Below are 17944 nucleotides of genomic sequence, written 5' to 3'. Positions count from 1 at the left end.
AAGAAGGACAATTTAAATGGCAAAAGTCAGCGCAGTCGAAAAGAACAAGCGTCGGCGTAAAATGGTCGATCGCTACGCTGCCAAGCGCGCAGAGCTGAAGGCGATCGTCAAGGACCAGTCTAAGCCGATTGAGGAGCGTTTCCAGGCGCAGCTCAAGCTTGCTGCTCTCCCGCGCAACTCGTCTAAGACGCGTATCCGCAACCGGTGCGATGTGACCGGGCGTCCGCGTGCGTATTACCGCAAGCTGAAGATGTCGCGCGTTGCATTGCGTGAACTGGGCAATAACGGGTTGATCCCCGGCCTGGTCAAGTCGAGCTGGTAAGGGGTAAGAACGATGTCTGTGAATGATCCGCTCGGCGATATGCTGACCCGTATCCGCAATGCCATCGGCCGTAACAAGCCGAAGGTGTCCACCCCGGCTTCGCGTCTTCGTGCCCGTGTGCTCGACGTGCTGAAGTCCGAGGGCTATATCCGCGATTACAGCCAGATCGACTACGACAACGGCAAGTCCGAGATCGAAATCGAACTGAAATATGCTGAAGGCGGCTCTGTGATCCGTGAGATCGCGCGTGTTTCGAAGCCGGGCCGTCGCGTTTACGTGTCGGTGAAATCCATCCCGCAGGTCGCCAATGGTCTCGGTATCGCCATCCTTTCGACGCCGAAGGGCGTGATGGCCGATCATGAGGCGCGCGAACAGAATGTGGGCGGCGAGGTGCTCTGCCAGATCTTCTGATCGGGCAGATAGCGCACGCAAATAACGAGGGCAGACAAATGTCTCGCATTGGCAAAAAGCCGGTACCGGTTCCGCAGGGCGTCACCGCCCAGGTCGAGGGCCAGACCGTGACGGCCAAGGGGCCGAAAGGTGAACTGAAGTTCGTCGTCAACGACGAGGTTCTGGTTAAGCTTGAAAATGACGCGATTGCCGTCGATCCGCGTGACCAGTCGAAGGACGCACGCTCCAAATGGGGCATGTCGCGCACGCAGATCTCCAACATCCTCCAGGGGGTGAAGGACGGGTTCGAAAAGCGGCTTGAGATCAACGGCGTTGGTTACCGTGCGGCGATGCAGGGAAAAAACCTGCAGCTTTCGCTTGGCTACAGCCACGAAGTGATTTACGAGGCTCCGGAAGGAATCAGCATCAGCTGTCCGAAGCCGACCGAAATCGTGATCGCCGGCATCGACAAGCAGGTTGTCGGTCAGGTTGCGGCCGAGATTCGCAAGAAGCGTGGCCCCGAGCCGTATAAGGGCAAGGGCGTCAAATATGCGGACGAGACGATCGTTCGCAAAGAAGGTAAGAAGAAGTAGGAACTCGAACCATGGTCTCGAAAGTCTCCGTCAAGCGGCGTGCGGGACGTGTTCGCCGGAAGATCAAGGCGGTCTCCAATGGCCAGCCTCGTCTTTCGGTTTACCGTTCCTCGAAGAACATCTATGTCCAGGTTATCGACGACGCCAAGGGCCACACGCTCGCGGCTGCATCGACCCTCGACAAGGATATCAAGGGCCAGATCAAGACCGGCGCCGACGCCGCTGCTGCCGCAGCCGTTGGCAAGCTGGTGGCAGAGCGGGCCAAGAAGGCAGGCGTAGAGGAAGTGGTTTTCGACCGCGGTCCTTACCTCTTTCACGGTCGCGTCAAGGCTCTGGCCGATGCTGCCCGCGAAGGTGGCCTGAAGTTCTAAACCGTTCGGGCGCTTCTCAAGGGAGCGCCCGGATTATCATTTTCAACCCCGTGCTTCCGGAAAAGAACAAGGAAAAGGGCAATGGCACAAGGACGTAGGGACGATCGCCGCGAGCGCGAAGAGCGCGACAGCGAGTTCGTCGACAAGCTTGTACATATCAATCGCGTCGCCAAGGTGGTGAAGGGCGGCCGTCGTTTCGGTTTCGCCGCACTCGTCGTGGTCGGCGATCAGAAGGGCCGCGTTGGTTTCGGTCATGGCAAGGCACGCGAAGTGCCGGAAGCCATCCGCAAGGCAACTGAGAGTGCCAAGCGCGACATGGTCTTCGTCCCGCTGCGTGGCGGTCGTACGCTTCACCACGATGTTTCGGGCCGTCATGGTGCCGGCCGTGTTCTCCTGCGTGCCGCCAAGCCCGGTACCGGCATCATTGCCGGTGGTCCGATGCGCGCCGTGTTCGAGACGCTCGGCGTTCAGGACGTCGTTGCCAAGTCGCTCGGCTCCTCGAACCCTTACAACATGGTTCGTGCCACTTTCGATGCCCTGAAGCATCAGTTGCATCCCAAGGACGTTGCTGCTCAGCGCGGCATTAAATATTCCACGCTCCAGGCGCGCCGTGGCGCTGCCGCTGGTGGTGAGGAATAAGGATCACGGCAGATCAGCCCGTGTTTACACGGGCTTAGATCGCCAGGTTTGCAAGGATTGATGAAGATGGCAGAGAAGAAGAAGGGCAAGACGGTCACCGTCGAACAGATCGGCAGCCCGATCCGCCGCCCGGCCAGCCAGCGTCAGACGCTGATCGGCCTTGGTTTGAACAAGATGCACCGCCGTTCCACGCTTGAGGACACGCCGTCCGTACGCGGCATGATCGCGTCGGTGCAGCATCTCGTCCGCGTCGTGGACGAGGCCTGAAGATCCCAGGAGCGATATTATGAAACTGAATGAACTCAGGGATAAAGAAGGCGCCACCAAGTCGCGCAAGCGCGTTGGCCGTGGCATCGGCTCCGGTACCGGCAAGACCGGTGGTCGCGGCGTCAAGGGCCAGAAGTCACGCTCCGGTGTGTCGATCAACGGCTTCGAGGGTGGCCAGATGCCGCTCTATCGCCGTCTGCCCAAGCGCGGCTTCAAGAACATTTTCAGCAACGACTTCAACGAAGTCTCGCTGGGCCGTATCCAGGCCGCGATCGACGCCAAGAAGCTTGACGGCAAGGCCGTCATCGATGTGGCAGCGCTCGTTTCTGCCGGTGTTCTGCGCCGTGCGAAGGACGGTGTTCGCGTTCTCAGCGATGGTGAATTGAAGACGAAGGTCTCCCTCGAAGTCGCTGGTGCGTCCAAGGCTGCCATCGAGAAAATCGAGAAGGCCGGCGGAACGGTTAAACTGCTCGAAGCAGCGGCTAAGGCCGAGTAATCTGATCCACAAGCGGCGGGCGATTGTCCGCCGCTTGCATCTATGCCTGTCAGACCCTATTTCGGGTTTTCGACAACGTGTGCCCGTATCGATTCGAAAATCTGCGGGGCATGACGAAGCGGAGAATTCTTCATGGCATCGGCAGCGGAACAGCTTGCGTCCAATCTCAATTTCGCGGCCTTCGCGAAGGCTGAGGATCTCAAAAAGCGCATCTGGTTCACGCTCGGAGCGTTGTTGGTTTACCGCCTTGGCACTTACATCCCGATGCCCGGCATCAATCCCGAAGCATTTGCCCAGGCCTTCCAGCAGCAGTCTGGCGGCGTTCTGGGCATGTTCAACATGTTTGCTGGCGGCGCCGTGGAGCGCATGGCGATTTTCGCCCTCGGCATCATGCCTTACATTTCTGCGTCCATCATCATGCAGCTCATGACGTCGGTTGTCCCGTCGCTTGAGCAGCTGAAGAAGGAAGGAGAACAGGGCCGCAAGGTCATCAACCAGTATACCCGTTATGGCACGGTGATACTCGCGACCGTTCAGGCCTATGGCATCGCTGTGGGACTGGAGGGTGGCGCGAACATCGTCGCGGATCCGGGTTGGTTCTTCCGCATTTCCGCGGTCATCACGCTGGTTGGCGGCACCATGTTCCTGATGTGGCTTGGCGAGCAGATCACCGCTCGGGGCATAGGCAACGGTATTTCGCTGATCATCTTCTCCGGCATTGTTGCTGGTTTGCCCTCCGCCATCGGCGGAACGCTTGAGCTCGGCCGGACTGGCGCGCTTTCGACGGGGTTGATCCTTGGGATCATCGTGTTGGTCGTGGCGGTCATCGCCGTAATCGTGTTCTTTGAGCGCGCCCAGCGCCGCCTGCTGATCCAGTATCCGAAGCGACAGGTCGGCAACCGCATGTTCCAGGGTGATACTTCGCACCTGCCGCTCAAGCTGAACACCGCCGGGGTGATCCCGCCGATTTTCGCGTCATCGTTGCTGCTTCTGCCTGCGACAGTTGCCGGTTTCTCCGATACCACGCAATTGCCTGCCTGGGCGTCCACGATGCTGGCCTCGCTCGGTCACGGCCAGCCCCTCTTCATGTTCCTTTATGCGGCGCTTATTGCTTTCTTCGCCTTCTTTTACACGGCAATCGTCTTCAACCCGAAAGAGACGGCTGACCAGCTGAAGAAGCATTCCGGCTTTATCCCGGGATACCGCCCTGGTGAGCGCACTGCCGAGTATATCGACTATGTCTTGACGCGCATCACTGTGATCGGCGCCATCTATCTTGTCTTGATCTGCCTTCTGCCGGAGTTCCTTATTTCCGCGACCGGTGTGCCTTTCTATCTTGGCGGCACCTCTCTGCTGATCGTTGTAAGCGTCACGCTGGATACGGTTGCGCAGATGCAGGGGCATCTCATTGCCCATCAGTATGAGGGCCTGATCAAGAAATCTAAGTTGCGTGGGGGTAAGAGGGGACGATGAGGCTTATACTTCTTGGACCGCCGGGAGCGGGGAAGGGCACGCAGGCCCAGCGGCTGGTCGAGAAGCACGGCGTTCCGCAACTCTCCACGGGTGACATGTTGCGGGCAGCTGTCGCTGCTGGAACCGAAGTTGGAAAGCGTGCCAAGGCAGTGATGGACGCCGGTGAACTGGTGTCCGATGAAATCGTGAATGCCATCGTGGCCGAACGTATTGATCAGCCTGACTGTGCGAACGGTTTCATTCTTGATGGTTACCCGCGTACGCTTGCCCAGGCCGATGCTGTTGAGGCGATGCTCGCTGATCGCGAGGTCAAGCTTGATGCGACGATAGAACTTGTTGTCGATGATGCCGCACTTGTTGGTCGAATTGAAAAGCGCGCGCAAGATGCCATCGCTGCCGGTCAGACGCCGCGCAAGGATGACAACGCCGAGGTCTTCGACGAACGGTTGCGCGAGTATTACAAGAAGACTGCGGCCCTCATTGGCTATTATCACGCCAAGGGATTCTTGCGCCGGGTCGACGGCATGAAGTCCATTGACGAGGTCACGGGCGAGATCGAGCAGGTTCTCGCTTCGCTCTGAACCGGCAAGGGCTCGATCCCGTGCTTGACTATCTGGCGTTTATCCATTAATGCCAGCCGGTCTCCTGATCGAACGGTTCGTTGGTCGGGCCGTCAGGCTCGGCCTTCTTGTTTGTAGGAACACTCATCTCCCGCAAGGGCCGGCCTCCACCGGACGCGGGTAAACGAAGCGCCGGGGAACCGGCTCACATGGAGAAGAAGATGGCCCGTATTGCAGGCGTCAATATTCCGACCAACAAGCGCGTGGTGATCGCGCTTCAGTACATCCACGGCATCGGTCCCAAGACCGCCGGGGAAATCGTCAAGCAGGTTAACATTCCGCTGGAGCGTCGCGTTAGCGAGCTGACCGATGCGGAGATTCTTGCGATCCGCGAGACGATCGACCGTGACCTGCGCGTCGAGGGTGATCTTCGCCGCGAAGTTTCAATGAACATCAAGCGTTTGATGGATCTGGGCTGTTACCGCGGTCTGCGTCACCGTCGTTCGCTTCCGGTCCGCGGACAGCGTACGCACACCAATGCACGCACCCGGAAGGGCCCTGCCAAGGCAATTGCCGGCAAGAAGAAGTAATTTGGGTTGGCCGCGCTTTCATAAAGCGCGGCTTTTCTCAGGTGGAGCCGCTGGCGTTACGGCGGTGTAGAGATCGACTGAAAGGAAGATTATGGCCAAGGAAGCCGCACGCGTTCGTCGTCGCGAACGTAAGAATATCTCGTCGGGTGTTGCTCACGTCAATTCGAGCTTCAACAACACGATGATCACCATTACGGATGCACAGGGCAATGCAATTGCCTGGTCTTCCGCAGGCGCTCAGGGCTTCAAGGGCTCGCGCAAGTCGACGCCGTTTGCCGCACAGGTCGCTGCCGAGGATTGTGCCCGCAAGGCTGCCGAACACGGCATGCGCACGCTCGAGGTCGAGGTTTCCGGCCCTGGTTCGGGCCGTGAGTCCGCGCTTCGCGCGCTGCAGGCTGCCGGCTTCACCATCACGTCCATTCGCGATGTGACGCCGATCCCGCACAATGGTTGCCGCCCGCGCAAGAAGCGCCGCGTATAGTTGAGTTTTGCTGCACGAGCGTGTCTGCGCTCCTCTGCGGTTTCCAGAGCGCCCGTCACGATTGGATGGTGGCGGGGTAACGGAAGGAACCCGGAATGATCCAGAAGAACTGGCAAGAGCTAATCAAGCCGAACAAGGTCGAGTTTTCGTCCAAGGGCCGCACCGTCACCACACTGGTGGCTGAGCCTTTGGAACGTGGCTTTGGTCTGACGCTCGGCAATGCGCTGCGTCGCGTGCTGCTTTCCTCGCTTCGCGGTGCAGCTGTGACCGCCGTGCAGATCGATGGTGTGTTGCATGAATTCTCGTCAATCCCCGGTGTGCGCGAAGATGTGACGGACATCGTCCTCAACATCAAGGAAATCGCGCTCTCCATGGAAGGCGAGGGCCCCAAGCGCATGGTTGTGCGCAAGCAGGGACCAGGCGCCGTAACGGCAGGTGACATTCAGACCGTGGGCGATGTGGAAGTTCTGAATCCCGATCACGTGCTTTGCACGCTCGATGAGGGTGCGGAGATCCGCATGGAGTTCACTGTCGACAACGGCAAGGGCTATGTGCCCGCCGATCGAAACCGTGCAGAAGATGCCCCGATCGGTCTGATCCCGGTCGACAGCCTTTACTCGCCGGTCAAGAAGGTCTCCTACAAGGTTGAGAACACCCGTGAGGGCCAGGTTCTTGACTATGACAAGCTGACCATGACCATCGAGACCAACGGTTCGGTCACGGGCGAGGATGCCGTGGCTTTCGCCGCACGCATCCTGCAGGACCAGCTTGCACTGTTCGTCAACTTCGAAGAGCCGCAGAAGGAGCAGCCCGCCGAACAGGTGGCCGAGCTCGCTTTCAACCCGGCGCTTCTCAAGAAGGTGGACGAGCTGGAGCTCTCGGTTCGCTCTGCAAACTGCCTGAAGAACGACAACATCGTGTATATCGGCGATCTGATCCAGAAGACCGAAGCCGAGATGCTGCGCACGCCGAATTTCGGCCGCAAGTCGCTCAACGAAATCAAGGAAGTGCTGGCTTCGATGGGCCTCCACCTCGGCATGGATGTCGAGGACTGGCCGCCGGAAAACATCGAAGAACTCGCCAAGCGCTACGAAGACCAATACTAGGCCCGTAGAGCCCGCCATGACGGGCGACGGGGATTGAAGGAGAAAGGCCATGCGTCACGGAAAATCCGGCCGCAAGCTGAACAGGACGGCAAGCCACCGCAAGGCGCTCTTTGCCAACATGGCAGCTTCGCTGATCGAACACGAACAGATCGTCACCACTCTGCCCAAGGCGAAGGAACTTCGTCCCATCGTGGAGAAGCTGGTGACGCTGGGCAAGCGCGGCGATCTGCACGCCCGTCGTCAGGCCATCTCGGCCATTCGCGACGAGAGCCTGGTCAAGCGTCTGTTCGACACGCTCGCTCCGCGTTATGCTGAGCGCAATGGCGGTTACACCCGCATCATGAAGGCAGGCTTCCGCCATGGCGACAATGCGCCGATGGCAGTCATCGAGTTTGTCGACCGTGACGTGGAAGCCAAGGGCGCTGCCGACCGTGCGCGTCTCGAAGCCGAAGGCGGCAATGAAGAGGCGGAAGCCGCGTAATACCGGCTTGCCTTGGAATTTATGGAAAAGGGGCTTCGCGGCCCCTTTTTTTGTTGCGCAAATTCTGTTCTTGCGAGGGTAGGGCCTTTCAATGTGCACAATGCTCTGAGAAAAGCGATTTGCGTTGCTGCACGATCATTTGCATTCTCCAGAGACGGGATAGAGGCCAGGCATATGCCAATGCGTTTTGTTTTCCTAAGCGTCGTTCTTTTAGCGTCTTTTGCCGGAACCGTTTTCACGGGTTCGGTCCAGGCGCAGCAGGGTGAAGACAGGACCCTGCGCGGATTTCTGTCCGATCTGCTGAGCGGGGATGAAGGCAAGGCGCTGGCAGTTCCGAAAACGGGAGCCGCGGAAAGGCGTGTTCCGTTTGGGCAGTCCGATATCCAGTTGTCTTTTGCGCCATTGGTCAAGGAAACATCGCCTGCAGTGGTGAACGTCTACGCATCGTCCACCGTTCAGGTGCGATCGCCTTTCATGGGCGACCCCTTTTTCGAACAGTTCTTCGGCCGGCCGCAAATGCCGCCGCGCGTGCGTTCTTCCCTCGGTTCTGGCGTGTTGGTCGACCCGAGCGGCGTCATCGTGACCAACAATCACGTCATCAGCGATGCGGACGAGGTCAAGGTCGCGCTTGCCGACGGGCGGGAGTTTGAGAGCGAAATCCTGCTGAAGGATAAGGCGCTCGATCTCGCGGTCCTGAAGATCTCCGGCGATGAAACCTTTCCGGCTGTTGGACTGGGCAACTCCGACAATCTCGAGGTGGGTGACCTCGTGCTGGCCATCGGCAATCCATTCGGTGTCGGACAGACAACAACCAGCGGCATCGTATCCGCGCTCGCACGCAGCCATGTGGGCGTGTCTGATTTCGGGTTCTTTATCCAGACCGATGCGGCCATCAATCCGGGCAATTCCGGCGGCGCGTTGATCGACATGCGTGGGCAGGTCATCGGCATCAACACCGCCATTGTCAGCCGCAGCGGCGGTTCCATCGGTATCGGATTTGCTATTCCTGCCAATATGGTGCGCGCTGTAGTGAATGCCGCGCTTTCGGGCGCCAAGACCTTTGAGCGGCCCTTTTTCGGTGTGTCATTCGATCCGGTCACGGCGCAGATTGCCGAGGCGCTTGGCATGGAGCGCCCCGTTGGAGCATTGGTGCGTGAAGTGGCGCCTGACAGCCCCGCCGAGCGTGCGGGCCTGCGTCCCGGTGATGTGGTCGTTGCAATGGATGGTGCTGACATTCAGCACCCTGATGCGCTTGAATATCGTCTCGTGACGCACCCGCTCGATGATGAAGGAATCATCGGTGTGTTGCGCGACGGGAAAACGCTGGAATTGAGCTTCGCGCTGGAACGCCTGTCCGACGGAGCCAACCCGTCGCCTGTCACGCTCGAAGGGCGAGGGCCCTTTGCCGGGGCTGCAATTGCCACCCTCGAACCGCGCCTTGCCCAGCGCCTGAAACTGCCCCTGAACAAGAAGGGTGTCGTCGTACTGGAGGTCGACCGGCGTGCGCTCGCTGCCAGTGTCGGTCTGCGTCCTGGCGACATCATCCGCGAGGTCAACGGTATCGAGATTGAGGATGTGGAAACGATGCAGGTGCTGGCAGGTGACACAAGCAGCCGCTGGGACTTTGCCATCGAGCGGGATGGGCGCATATTGCGCCAGCGCCTGCGCTTTTGACGTGCCTGTTCGATGAATGACCGATGAGTGATCTCTTTTCTAGTCCCGATGAAGGTGGCGCGCGCGTCAGCCGACCCTTGGCTGATCGTCTGCGCCCGCAAAAGCTCGAAGCGGTGGTAGGGCAAGAGCATTTGACCGGCCCTGACGGTGTTCTCACCAGAATGATCGCGAGCCGTTCGTTGGGGTCACTCATTTTCTGGGGCCCGCCGGGTACGGGCAAGACCACGGTCGCCAGGCTTCTTGCCGGCGAAACGGACCTTGCATTCGAGCAGATTTCGGCAATTTTTTCAGGCGTTTCCGACTTGAAGAAAGTCTTTGAGACGGCCCGTCTCAGGCGCAACCAAGGGCGGCAGACGCTTCTATTCGTCGACGAAATCCATCGCTTCAACCGCTCGCAGCAGGATTCCTTTCTCCCCGTGATGGAGGATGGCACTGTCGTGCTTGTCGGGGCGACAACCGAAAACCCGTCATTCGAACTCAATGCTGCTCTTTTGTCTCGCGCCCGTGTGCTGAATTTCAATACGCTTGGGCCGGAGAGCCTTTCGCGCCTGCTCGAACGCGCCGAGGCGCTCGAAGAAAAGCCTCTTCCGCTTGACGAAGAGGCGCGTGCGGTTCTGGTGCGCATGGCCGATGGCGATGGACGCGCTTCGCTTACCCTTGCCGAAGAGGTCTGGCGTGCGGCGCGTGAAGGCGAGGTGTTCGATGCAGAGGCGCTGCAACGTGTCGCCCAGCGCCGTGCTCCCGTCTACGACAAGGGGCAGGACGGGCACTACAACCTGATTTCGGCCCTGCACAAGTCTGTGCGTGGCTCCGATCCGGACGCGGCGCTCTATTATCTCTGCCGCATGTTCGATGCGGGAGAAACTCCGCTTTATATCGGCCGCAGACTTGTGCGTATGGCGGTGGAAGACATTGGTCTTGCCGATCCGCAGGCTCTTGTCATCGCCAATGCTGCAAAGGACGCCTATGAGTATCTCGGATCGCCAGAAGGTGAGCTTGCTTTGGCGCAGGCATGTGTCTATCTGGCGACGGCACCGAAATCGAATGGTGTCTACACAGCGTTCAAGAAGGCTTTCGCCGACGCGAAGGCCAACGGTTCACTTCTTCCGCCCAAGCATATCCTCAACGCCCCAACCAAGCTCATGAAGGAAACGGGGTACGGTGCCGGTTATGCCTATGATCACGACCAGCCGGATGCGTTCTCCGGGCAAAACTACTTTCCTGAAGAGATGGGGCGCAAGCGCTATTACGACCCGCCAGAGCGCGGTTTCGAGCGTGAGATCCGCAAACGGCTCGACTATTGGTCACGGCTGCGCAAGGAGCGGGGGGAACCATAGTGTCAACGCTTGTTGATTTTTGCGCAGCTTCTGCGAAAAGAGCGCCATGAACCATCTGCTGATCGTTGCTGCCGGCGGGGCAATCGGCGCAAGCCTGAGACATCTGACCGGGCTGGCCGCCATGCGGCTGCTTGGGCTTGCCTTTCCTTGGGGAACGCTGACAGTCAATTTGGTGGGCTCGTTCGTGATGGGCGCGTTTGTTGAATGGCTTGCACGGCGTGCAGGGGCTTCCTCTGAATTGCGGTTGTTCATGGCGACTGGACTGCTTGGCGGGTTCACGACGTTTTCGGCCTTCTCGCTTGACGTCGCGGTCTTGTGGGAGCGGGGTGAAGGCTTTCTGGCCGCGTCTTATGTGTTTGTCAGCGTCTGCGGCGCCATTGCCGCGCTTTTCGCCGGCCTCTACCTGGTTCGGCATTTCGCCTGAGCCGATGAAATTAATGGATAGTTGAAATGGCTGGCGTACAGCAGATCGAAGTGGACAAGGACGAGAGCGGAATGCGGCTCGACCGTTGGTTCAAGGCACATTTTCCGGGCTTGGGCTTTGGTCATCTGCAAAAGCTTCTACGCTCCGGTCAGATCCGCGTGAGCGGCAGTCGAGCCAAGGCCGATACGCGCCTTGAGCCTGGGCAGGTGGTGCGCGTGCCACCGCTTGACGTTGATCGCAAGGGCGACGGTCAGGCCACGGCACACAGCCTGCGCAACACGGGCGATGGTGAGGCGCTGTCGCAGATGCTGCTTTACGAAGACCCGAAAGTTTTCGTCTTCAACAAGCCGGCCGGCCTTGCCGTGCAGGGTGGGTCGGGCGTGAATCGTCACGTGGACGGCATGCTGGAAGCGCTGCGCAACAAGAAGGGCGAAAAGCCGCGCCTGGTCCATCGACTCGACCGCGACACATCGGGCGTCCTCGTGGTGGCACGCACCCGCCAGGCGGCTATGCGGCTCGCCGAAGCCTTTCGCGCCCGCGACACGAAAAAGACCTATTGGGCACTCGTGAAGGGTGTGCCCAACAGGGACGAGGCGCGCATCTCCACCTGGTTGGCCAAGGAACAGACACCTGATGGAGACCGCATGCGGGTGGTCAAACATGGCGAGCCGGATTCCGATCATGCCGTCTCGAACTACCGGATTGTGGAACGGGCCGGTTCCGCGCTGTCCTGGCTCGAAATGGAACCCTATACCGGGCGCACCCACCAGCTTCGTGTGCACGCCGCCTATATCGGTTGTCCGATTATCGGCGACCCGAAATATTTCGAAGCTGATCAGAACTGGGAGTTTCCAGGCGGGATTCAAAAACGCCTGCATCTGCATGCGCGCCGCATCGTGATCCCGCATCCCAATGGCGGAAAGATCGATGTAACCGCGCCATTGCCACCCCATATGCGGCAAAGCTGGAACCTGCTCGGGTTCGACGAGGCCTCAGCAGAGCCCATCTCGGGATAATGGAGCCGTGCCGGCGGCGCAGTATCGCAAAATCGAAATCTTGAACCATATGTAGTCCCATGCGTGACCTTTTGAACGATCTGGAAAACGGAAAGACCCCGGCGGAGCTTGATCCCGTTCGACGCGCGCAAAGCGCCATCAAAAAGCCCTTGCCGAAGCGTTTTTACAACGACGTGACTGTAGCCTCAGGCGAGGAGGGCGGTTTTAGCGTTCATCTGGACGGAAAGCCTGTTCGCACGCCGGGAGCAAGTCCCGTTGTTCTTCCCAATGAGGCAGCGGCTCTTCTTGTTGCCGGTGAGTATGATGCGCAGGGCGAGTATATCGACCCGGCAACCATGCCGGTGACGCGGCTCGTCAATACGGCGGTTGACGGTGTTGCCGTTCATTCCCAGGCGGTGCTGGAAGATGTGCTGCGCTATGCGACAGGCGACTTGGTCTGTTACCGCGCGCCGTCTCCCGAACGCCTCGTGGCGTTGCAGGCCGAAGCTTGGGACCCGGTTCTGGATTGGGCGCAACAGCACATCGGCGCGCATTTTGTTCTTGCCGAGGGCGTGATTCATGTGGAGCAGCCGCGTGAAGCCATTGCCGCGGTGAACATGTATCTACGCCAGAAGAACGAGCCCTACCGCCTGGCTGCCTTGCATGTCATGACAACATTGATGGGGTCGACCCTGCTGGCATTGGCCGTCGAGGCGAAGGCACTTGTCCCTGCGGCGGCATGGAAGGCAGCGCATGTGGATGAGGACTGGAATATATCACTCTGGGGCGAGGACAGCGAGGCTGCAACGCGGCGCGCGTTCCGCGAACGTGACATGATGGCGGCTGCCGCTCTGCTGGCAGCACTTGATTGAATTGCGGCAAGGCCGCTCCCTGCTGTGGTCTCAATTGCGGCCACCCAGCATCTGATAGAGGACGCCGGCGATCTCGCTTTCCAGCGGAAACGACAGCATGCCCATGACCGAATAACCGAGCAGCCAGGGCATCAGGTAGAAGCGGATCATGAAGAAGAACCAGGCGACATAGACCGGCACCAGCGGCTCAAGCAGAAAGCCTGGCGTGACGGGGCGGAAGAGTTTCAGGATCGGGTTCGTGACGCGTACGAAAAAGCGCATGAAGAAGAAACTGGAATCCTCCGGCAGGAATATGCTCATGGCCGCGCGTCCGATCAGCGTCCACATGATAACGCCGAGAATGTAGTCGAGCGCCAGAACCCAGATTGGAAATGCAGCCATCGTTCCCTGCATGTAGTTTTTCTCCCGACATGATGAGGGGGCGGGTTGCCCCGCCCCCATTTCTCAGATCTTAGCGTGATCAGTGCTTGTCTGAAAGAATGGCGGGACCGGTTGGCACACGAGTCTCCTCTACCATGCGCTGGATCTCCTCGTCCGGAGCTGGCGTCAGCAGTGTGACGACCACCATCGAGACCAGGCTGACAGCCATTCCCACAATGCCGAAGCGCAGATGGTCAAGGCCGAACCATGGCGTGCCACCAGTGTAGACGTAGTAGAGATAGAGGCTGCCGGCCGTGAAGCCTGCCGCCATGCCGGCGATTGCCCCCGGCCTGTTTGCCCGTTTCCACCACACGCCGAGGGCGAGCGGGAAGAAAAGACCCGAACAGGCGAAGCAGAAGGCCCAGGCAACCGCGCCCAAAATGCCCGTAAGCTGCAGGGAAGCAATCAACGCCCCGAGAGCGCCGATGCCCAGAAGCAGAATGCGGGCCACGATGAGTCGAACCGCCGTATCAGCCTTCGGATCGATGATCTTGTAGTATAGATCGTGGCTGAGTGCGTTGGCTATTGCCAGGAGCAGACCGTCCGCAGTCGACATGGCCGCGGCCATTCCGCCGGCGGCAACCAGTCCGGAAATCACATAGGGAAGTCCAGCGATCTCCGGGGTTGCCAGAACGACGATGTCAGGCCGCATGAAGAACTCGTTCAGTTGCAATATGCCATCGGCGTTCTGGTCGGCAATCGCAAGAAAGCCGACGCTTGACCAGTTCTGGATCCATGCCAGCGACGCCACTTCCTCGAAAGGCTTGCCGATAATGGCGGTGGGCAGATTCGGATCAAGAAGCTGCAGCTTTGTGAGTGTCGCCAGAGCCGGTGCCGTAAAATACAGAAGGAAGATGAACAGCAGCGACCAGGCCACGGATTTGCGCGCCGACCGAACGGTCGGTGTGGTGAAGTAACGCATGAGAATGTGGGGCAGGGAAGCCGTGCCGCACATCATGCAAAGGGCAAGCGTGATGAATTTCCATTCCGCATAATCACCCACCGGACCCGTATGCGGTGTGGTCAGCACCGATAAACCTGGAATGGCTTCGGCTGGCGGGTTCAGACCGTACTGAGCCTCGAAATTCGCCATGTTTGCAGCCGCTTCGCCATAGGTGAAGTGCGGGATTATCCCAAAGCCCTGAGCATTCGACATCCATATCACGGGAACGAGATAGGCGATGATCAGCACGATGTATTGTGCCACCTGTGTCCATGTGACGGCCCGCATGCCACCCAGCATGGAACATAGCAGGATGCCCAGAAGGCCGAACCAGACACCATAGGAGAACGGGATGTGAAGCGCGCGTGCTGCGATGGTGCCTGTGGCGTTGATCTGCGCTGTCACATAGGTGAACGACGCCACGACCAGGACGATCACGGCGCAGAGGCGGGCGAGATTGCCGCCGTACCGGGTGCCGATGAAGTCGGGCACAGTGTAACAGCCGAACTTGCGCAGATATGGCGCCATCAGAGAGTTGACGAGCACATAGCCGCCGGTCCAGCCGACGATGAAGGCCATATAGCCATAACCGCCGAAATAGACGCCACCGGCAAGCGCGACAAACGATGCGCCGGACATCCAGTCGGCTGCGGTCGCCATGCCGTTGTAAACGGCAGGAACCTGCCGCCCGGCTACATAATAGGCGTCCACTTCCATGGTGCGCGAAAGCCAGCCGATAAGGGCGTAGATCGCGATGGTGAAGGCGACGAACAGGATTCCGATCGTGTCGGCCCCCACACCTAATTGCTCCAGAACCGCCATCAGCAGGATGAAGGCAAGGAACCCACCGGTGTATATCGCGTATACCCGGCCGATATTGTCGATGAACCGTCCTTGAATCAAAGCCATACCGGTTCCTCCCTATTCTTCTTCGCCAAAGCCGAACTCGTCGTCGATGGCATCTTGGCGCCAGTTCTGCACCCAGATGATGACAACAAAAGCGATCAGCGAACCTTGGGCGATCATGTAAAAGCCGAAGGGGAAGCCAAGAAACGTGAATTGATTGAGTGTCGAAACCATTGCTGGAACGACAAGTGAGAAGAAAGCCCACAGGGCCAGAACCACGATTGTCAGGTTCCTGGTTTTGGCCCAGTAACGATCCCTCACATCACCTGCGTCATTAGCGGACATGGTGTCCTCCTCCCTAAAAACGTCAGCGACGAAAGTCGTTAACTGCCGCCATTGCGGTTCTGTGGATTAGGAATCACAATGGCATGTCTCAAGCATTGGGCATCTTCTGAGCAATGAAAATCGAGACATTGGTCGTATGACAGGAGGATGTGTCTTATGGGAATTGCCTGGACCAGGGGGATGGCCTATCTGCGAGAAGCCGCGGCTAGGCTCACCTTCAGGCGTGACAACGCGCCAATCAATACGGTGGAGGCGCTTTGCACTTTCAACGCCACGCGCTCCTCGTTCGTCGCTCAGAAAAAGCTTTACGGATACCTGAAGGCACGCATGGGCACGCGTTACCCCTCCATGTTCGAGGATGAAGTCTTCATCCAGTCCATCAACGTGGCGAAAGTCCATGTCTTTGCCGCATGTCTTTCCGACCTCGTCATCCATACGGTGTCGAAAGTGGCAGCGGCAGCTGGTTTCGAAACGGACGAGGCGAGGGCGCTTGCACGCCATTGCCACGAATTTGGGCTTGATCATCACCATCAGGCTTTGCCTGAACCTGAGACCGTGAACCAATGGCGCGACGCCTTCGAAGCGCGCATCGCCGAGGTTCATTGGAACAATGCCGCGGTCGACGGGGACACGTTTTCCCAAAGCCCAAAAGCGCTCTTCAAATGGGCGCCCATCGCCGACCAGTTGAAGCGTCACGACAGGGAGATTGTCGAAAATTCGATCCGGTTCGCTTTCTCAGAGGTCACGCGGGCGTTTCGTGAACGCGCGGATCTGACAGCACTGGCGAAGGCTTGGCGAAATCAGCCCACCGGAAGCTGAACAAGAAAGGGCCCCGTCCGTGGACGGGGCCCCGCAATCGCCTTGGGAGGAGCGATTTAGACTGAGTAGTACATCTCGAACTCGACGGGATGCGGCGTCATTTCGTAGCGCAGCACTTCCGCCATCTTCAGCTCGATATAGGCGTCGATCTGGTCATCGTCGAACACGCCGCCCGCTTTCAGGAAGCCGCGGTCCTTGTCGAGGCTCATCAACGCTTCACGGAGCGAGCCACAGACGGTCGGCACTTTCTTGAGCTCCTTCGGCGGCAGGTCATAGAGGTCCTTGTCCATTGCCTGGCCCGGGTGGATCTTGTTCTTGATGCCGTCAAGGCCTGCCATCAGCATAGCGGCAAAGGCGAGGTACGGGTTTGCGCCCGGATCGGGAAAGCGGACCTCGACGCGCTTGGCTTTCGGCGAGGAACCGAAAGGAATACGGCAGGACGCGGAGCGGTTGCGTGCCGAGTAGGCAAGCAGCACCGGAGCCTCGAAGCCCGGCACCAGACGCTTGTAGGAGTTGGTGATCGGGTTGGTGAATGCGTTGATCGCCTTGGCGTGCTTGATGATACCGCCGATATAGAACAGGCAGTTTTCCGAAAGGCCTGCATATTCATTGCCCGCGAAGGTCGGCTTGCCGTCCTTCCAGATCGACTGGTGCACATGCATGCCAGAGCCGTTGTCGCCATAGATCGGCTTCGGCATGAAGGTGGCTGTCTTGCCATAGGCATTGGCAACCTGATGGACGCCGTATTTGAACTTCTGAACGCTGTCGGCGCTCTTCAGCAACGTTTCGAACTTGATACCCAGCTCGTGCTGCGCCGCCCCAACCTCGTGGTGATGCTTCTCGACGATGACGCCCATCTCGGTGAGAACCGTCAGCATTTCCGAGCGCATGTCCTGTGCCGAATCGATCGGCGGAACCGGGAAATAACCACCCTTTACGCGCGGGCGGTGACCGAGGTTTCCGGTTTCATATTCCGCATCGTCATTGGACGGCAATTCGCTGGAATCGAGTTTGAAACCCGTGTTGTAGGGGTCGGCCTTATACTTCACGTCGTCGAAGATGAAGAACTCCGGCTCCGGGCCGACATAGACGGTGTCGCCAATGCCTTCGGCCTTCAGAAAGGCTTCCGCCTTCTTTGCCGTGCCGCGCGGGTCGCGATTGTAAGCCTCGCCAGAGATCGGATCGAGAATGTCGCAGAAGATCGCCATGGTCGACTGGGCGAAGAACGGATCCATGTGAGCCGTATCGGTCTCCGGCATCAGAACCATGTCGGATTCGTTGATGGCTTTCCAGCCGGCGATCGACGAGCCGTCGAACATTACGCCGTCCGCGAACATGTCCTCGTCCACGGCGGAGACATCCATGGTGACGTGCTGCAGCTTGCCTTTGGGATCCGTGAAGCGCAGATCGACAAACTTCACGTCGTTTTCTTTGATCTGCTTCATGATGTCTTGTGCAGTGGTCATATTCGCCTTCCTATTTGCGATGGTCTTGCCTGAT

Annotated in this window: 23 protein-coding genes; 19 read left to right on the top strand and 4 right to left on the bottom strand. The window is 58.9% G+C overall.

The annotated features are described in order from the left end of the window. Positions 1-16 precede the first annotated feature (16 nt). The 18 genes from rpsN (at position 17) to KW403_RS17805 (ending at position 13071) form a co-directional block, all read left to right on the top strand. Positions 17-322, top strand: coding sequence for a 30S ribosomal protein S14 (gene rpsN / locus KW403_RS17890; RefSeq protein ID WP_007009526.1), 306 nt, complete (start codon positions 17-19; stop codon positions 320-322). Between the two features lie 12 nt (positions 323-334). Further along, positions 335-733, top strand: a complete 399-nt coding sequence (rpsH, locus tag KW403_RS17885; protein WP_025030949.1) for a 30S ribosomal protein S8 — start codon at positions 335-337, stop codon at positions 731-733. A gap of 38 nt (positions 734-771) precedes the next feature. Beyond that, positions 772-1305 carry a 50S ribosomal protein L6 gene (gene rplF / locus KW403_RS17880; RefSeq protein WP_223020753.1) on the top strand — a complete coding sequence of 178 codons (534 nt, stop codon included), beginning with the start codon at positions 772-774 and terminating at the stop codon, positions 1303-1305. 11 nt (positions 1306-1316) lie between these two features. After that, positions 1317-1676, top strand: coding sequence for a 50S ribosomal protein L18 (gene rplR / locus KW403_RS17875; RefSeq protein WP_223020752.1), 360 nt, complete (start codon positions 1317-1319; stop codon positions 1674-1676). A gap of 81 nt (positions 1677-1757) precedes the next feature. Continuing rightward, positions 1758-2315: a 30S ribosomal protein S5 gene (rpsE, locus tag KW403_RS17870; protein WP_007009531.1), complete on the top strand. Its 558-nt coding sequence runs from the start codon at positions 1758-1760 to the stop codon at positions 2313-2315. Between the two features lie 66 nt (positions 2316-2381). Beyond that, the gene (gene rpmD, locus KW403_RS17865) at positions 2382-2582 is read left to right on the top strand and encodes a 50S ribosomal protein L30 (RefSeq protein WP_007009532.1); all 201 of its coding nucleotides are present in this window, start codon (positions 2382-2384) and stop codon (positions 2580-2582) included. Between the two features lie 19 nt (positions 2583-2601). After that, positions 2602-3078 carry a 50S ribosomal protein L15 gene (rplO, locus tag KW403_RS17860; RefSeq protein WP_223020751.1) on the top strand — a complete coding sequence of 159 codons (477 nt, stop codon included), beginning with the start codon at positions 2602-2604 and terminating at the stop codon, positions 3076-3078. Positions 3079-3210: 132 nt separating this feature from the next. Beyond that, positions 3211-4551, top strand: coding sequence for a preprotein translocase subunit SecY (gene secY / locus KW403_RS17855; protein WP_223020750.1), 1341 nt, complete (start codon positions 3211-3213; stop codon positions 4549-4551). Continuing rightward, positions 4548-5132, top strand: a complete 585-nt coding sequence (locus KW403_RS17850) for an adenylate kinase (RefSeq protein WP_223020749.1) — start codon at positions 4548-4550, stop codon at positions 5130-5132. The genes secY and KW403_RS17850 overlap by 4 nt, the downstream gene beginning before the upstream one ends. A gap of 200 nt (positions 5133-5332) precedes the next feature. Continuing rightward, positions 5333-5701 (top strand): 30S ribosomal protein S13, encoded by a 369-nt coding sequence (gene rpsM, locus KW403_RS17845; protein WP_223020748.1) that lies wholly within the window; start codon positions 5333-5335, stop codon positions 5699-5701. Positions 5702-5792: 91 nt separating this feature from the next. Continuing rightward, positions 5793-6182, top strand: coding sequence for a 30S ribosomal protein S11 (rpsK, locus tag KW403_RS17840; RefSeq protein ID WP_007009537.1), 390 nt, complete (start codon positions 5793-5795; stop codon positions 6180-6182). 95 nt (positions 6183-6277) lie between these two features. Then, positions 6278-7288, top strand: a complete 1011-nt coding sequence (locus KW403_RS17835) for a DNA-directed RNA polymerase subunit alpha (protein ID WP_223020747.1) — start codon at positions 6278-6280, stop codon at positions 7286-7288. Between the two features lie 49 nt (positions 7289-7337). After that, positions 7338-7769: a 50S ribosomal protein L17 gene (gene rplQ, locus KW403_RS17830; RefSeq protein WP_007009539.1), complete on the top strand. Its 432-nt coding sequence runs from the start codon at positions 7338-7340 to the stop codon at positions 7767-7769. Between the two features lie 180 nt (positions 7770-7949). After that, the gene (locus tag KW403_RS17825; RefSeq protein ID WP_223020746.1) at positions 7950-9443 is read left to right on the top strand and encodes a DegQ family serine endoprotease; all 1494 of its coding nucleotides are present in this window, start codon (positions 7950-7952) and stop codon (positions 9441-9443) included. A gap of 23 nt (positions 9444-9466) precedes the next feature. Beyond that, on the top strand, positions 9467-10780 hold the full coding sequence (locus tag KW403_RS17820; RefSeq protein ID WP_223020745.1) for a replication-associated recombination protein A: 1314 nt from the start codon (positions 9467-9469) through the stop codon (positions 10778-10780). Positions 10781-10826: 46 nt separating this feature from the next. Then, positions 10827-11204 carry a fluoride efflux transporter CrcB gene (gene crcB / locus KW403_RS17815; RefSeq protein WP_223020744.1) on the top strand — a complete coding sequence of 126 codons (378 nt, stop codon included), beginning with the start codon at positions 10827-10829 and terminating at the stop codon, positions 11202-11204. Positions 11205-11230: 26 nt separating this feature from the next. Continuing rightward, positions 11231-12220, top strand: coding sequence for an RluA family pseudouridine synthase (locus KW403_RS17810; RefSeq protein ID WP_223020743.1), 990 nt, complete (start codon positions 11231-11233; stop codon positions 12218-12220). Positions 12221-12279: 59 nt separating this feature from the next. Further along, positions 12280-13071: an ATP12 family chaperone protein gene (locus KW403_RS17805; RefSeq protein ID WP_223020742.1), complete on the top strand. Its 792-nt coding sequence runs from the start codon at positions 12280-12282 to the stop codon at positions 13069-13071. Positions 13072-13101: 30 nt separating this feature from the next. Here the strand turns inward: KW403_RS17805 and KW403_RS17800 are convergent, their stop codons facing one another. The 3 genes from KW403_RS17800 to KW403_RS17790 form a co-directional block, all read right to left on the bottom strand. Continuing rightward, positions 13102-13464 carry a YggT family protein gene (locus tag KW403_RS17800; protein WP_223020741.1) on the bottom strand — a complete coding sequence of 121 codons (363 nt, stop codon included), beginning with the start codon at positions 13462-13464 and terminating at the stop codon, positions 13102-13104. A gap of 67 nt (positions 13465-13531) precedes the next feature. Beyond that, entirely contained in the window at positions 13532-15343 is a 1812-nt protein-coding gene (locus KW403_RS17795) for a sodium:solute symporter family protein (RefSeq protein WP_223020740.1), read from the bottom strand. A gap of 12 nt (positions 15344-15355) precedes the next feature. Further along, positions 15356-15625 (bottom strand): DUF4212 domain-containing protein, encoded by a 270-nt coding sequence (locus tag KW403_RS17790; RefSeq protein WP_223020739.1) that lies wholly within the window; start codon positions 15623-15625, stop codon positions 15356-15358. Positions 15626-15805: 180 nt separating this feature from the next. Between KW403_RS17790 and KW403_RS17785 the strand changes: the two genes are divergently transcribed. Beyond that, entirely contained in the window at positions 15806-16444 is a 639-nt protein-coding gene (locus KW403_RS17785; protein WP_246637830.1) for a hypothetical protein, read from the top strand. 56 nt (positions 16445-16500) lie between these two features. Here KW403_RS17785 and glnA read toward each other — a convergent pair whose 3' ends face one another. Further along, positions 16501-17910, bottom strand: coding sequence for a type I glutamate--ammonia ligase (gene glnA / locus KW403_RS17780; RefSeq protein ID WP_223020737.1), 1410 nt, complete (start codon positions 17908-17910; stop codon positions 16501-16503). Between the last annotated feature and the right edge of the window lie 34 nt (positions 17911-17944).

Origin of the sequence: Nitratireductor kimnyeongensis (assembly GCF_019891395.1) — a bacterium.
GTDB lineage: Bacteria > Pseudomonadota > Alphaproteobacteria > Rhizobiales > Rhizobiaceae > Nitratireductor > Nitratireductor kimnyeongensis.
This window is presented reverse-complemented; position numbering and strand designations above follow the sequence as displayed.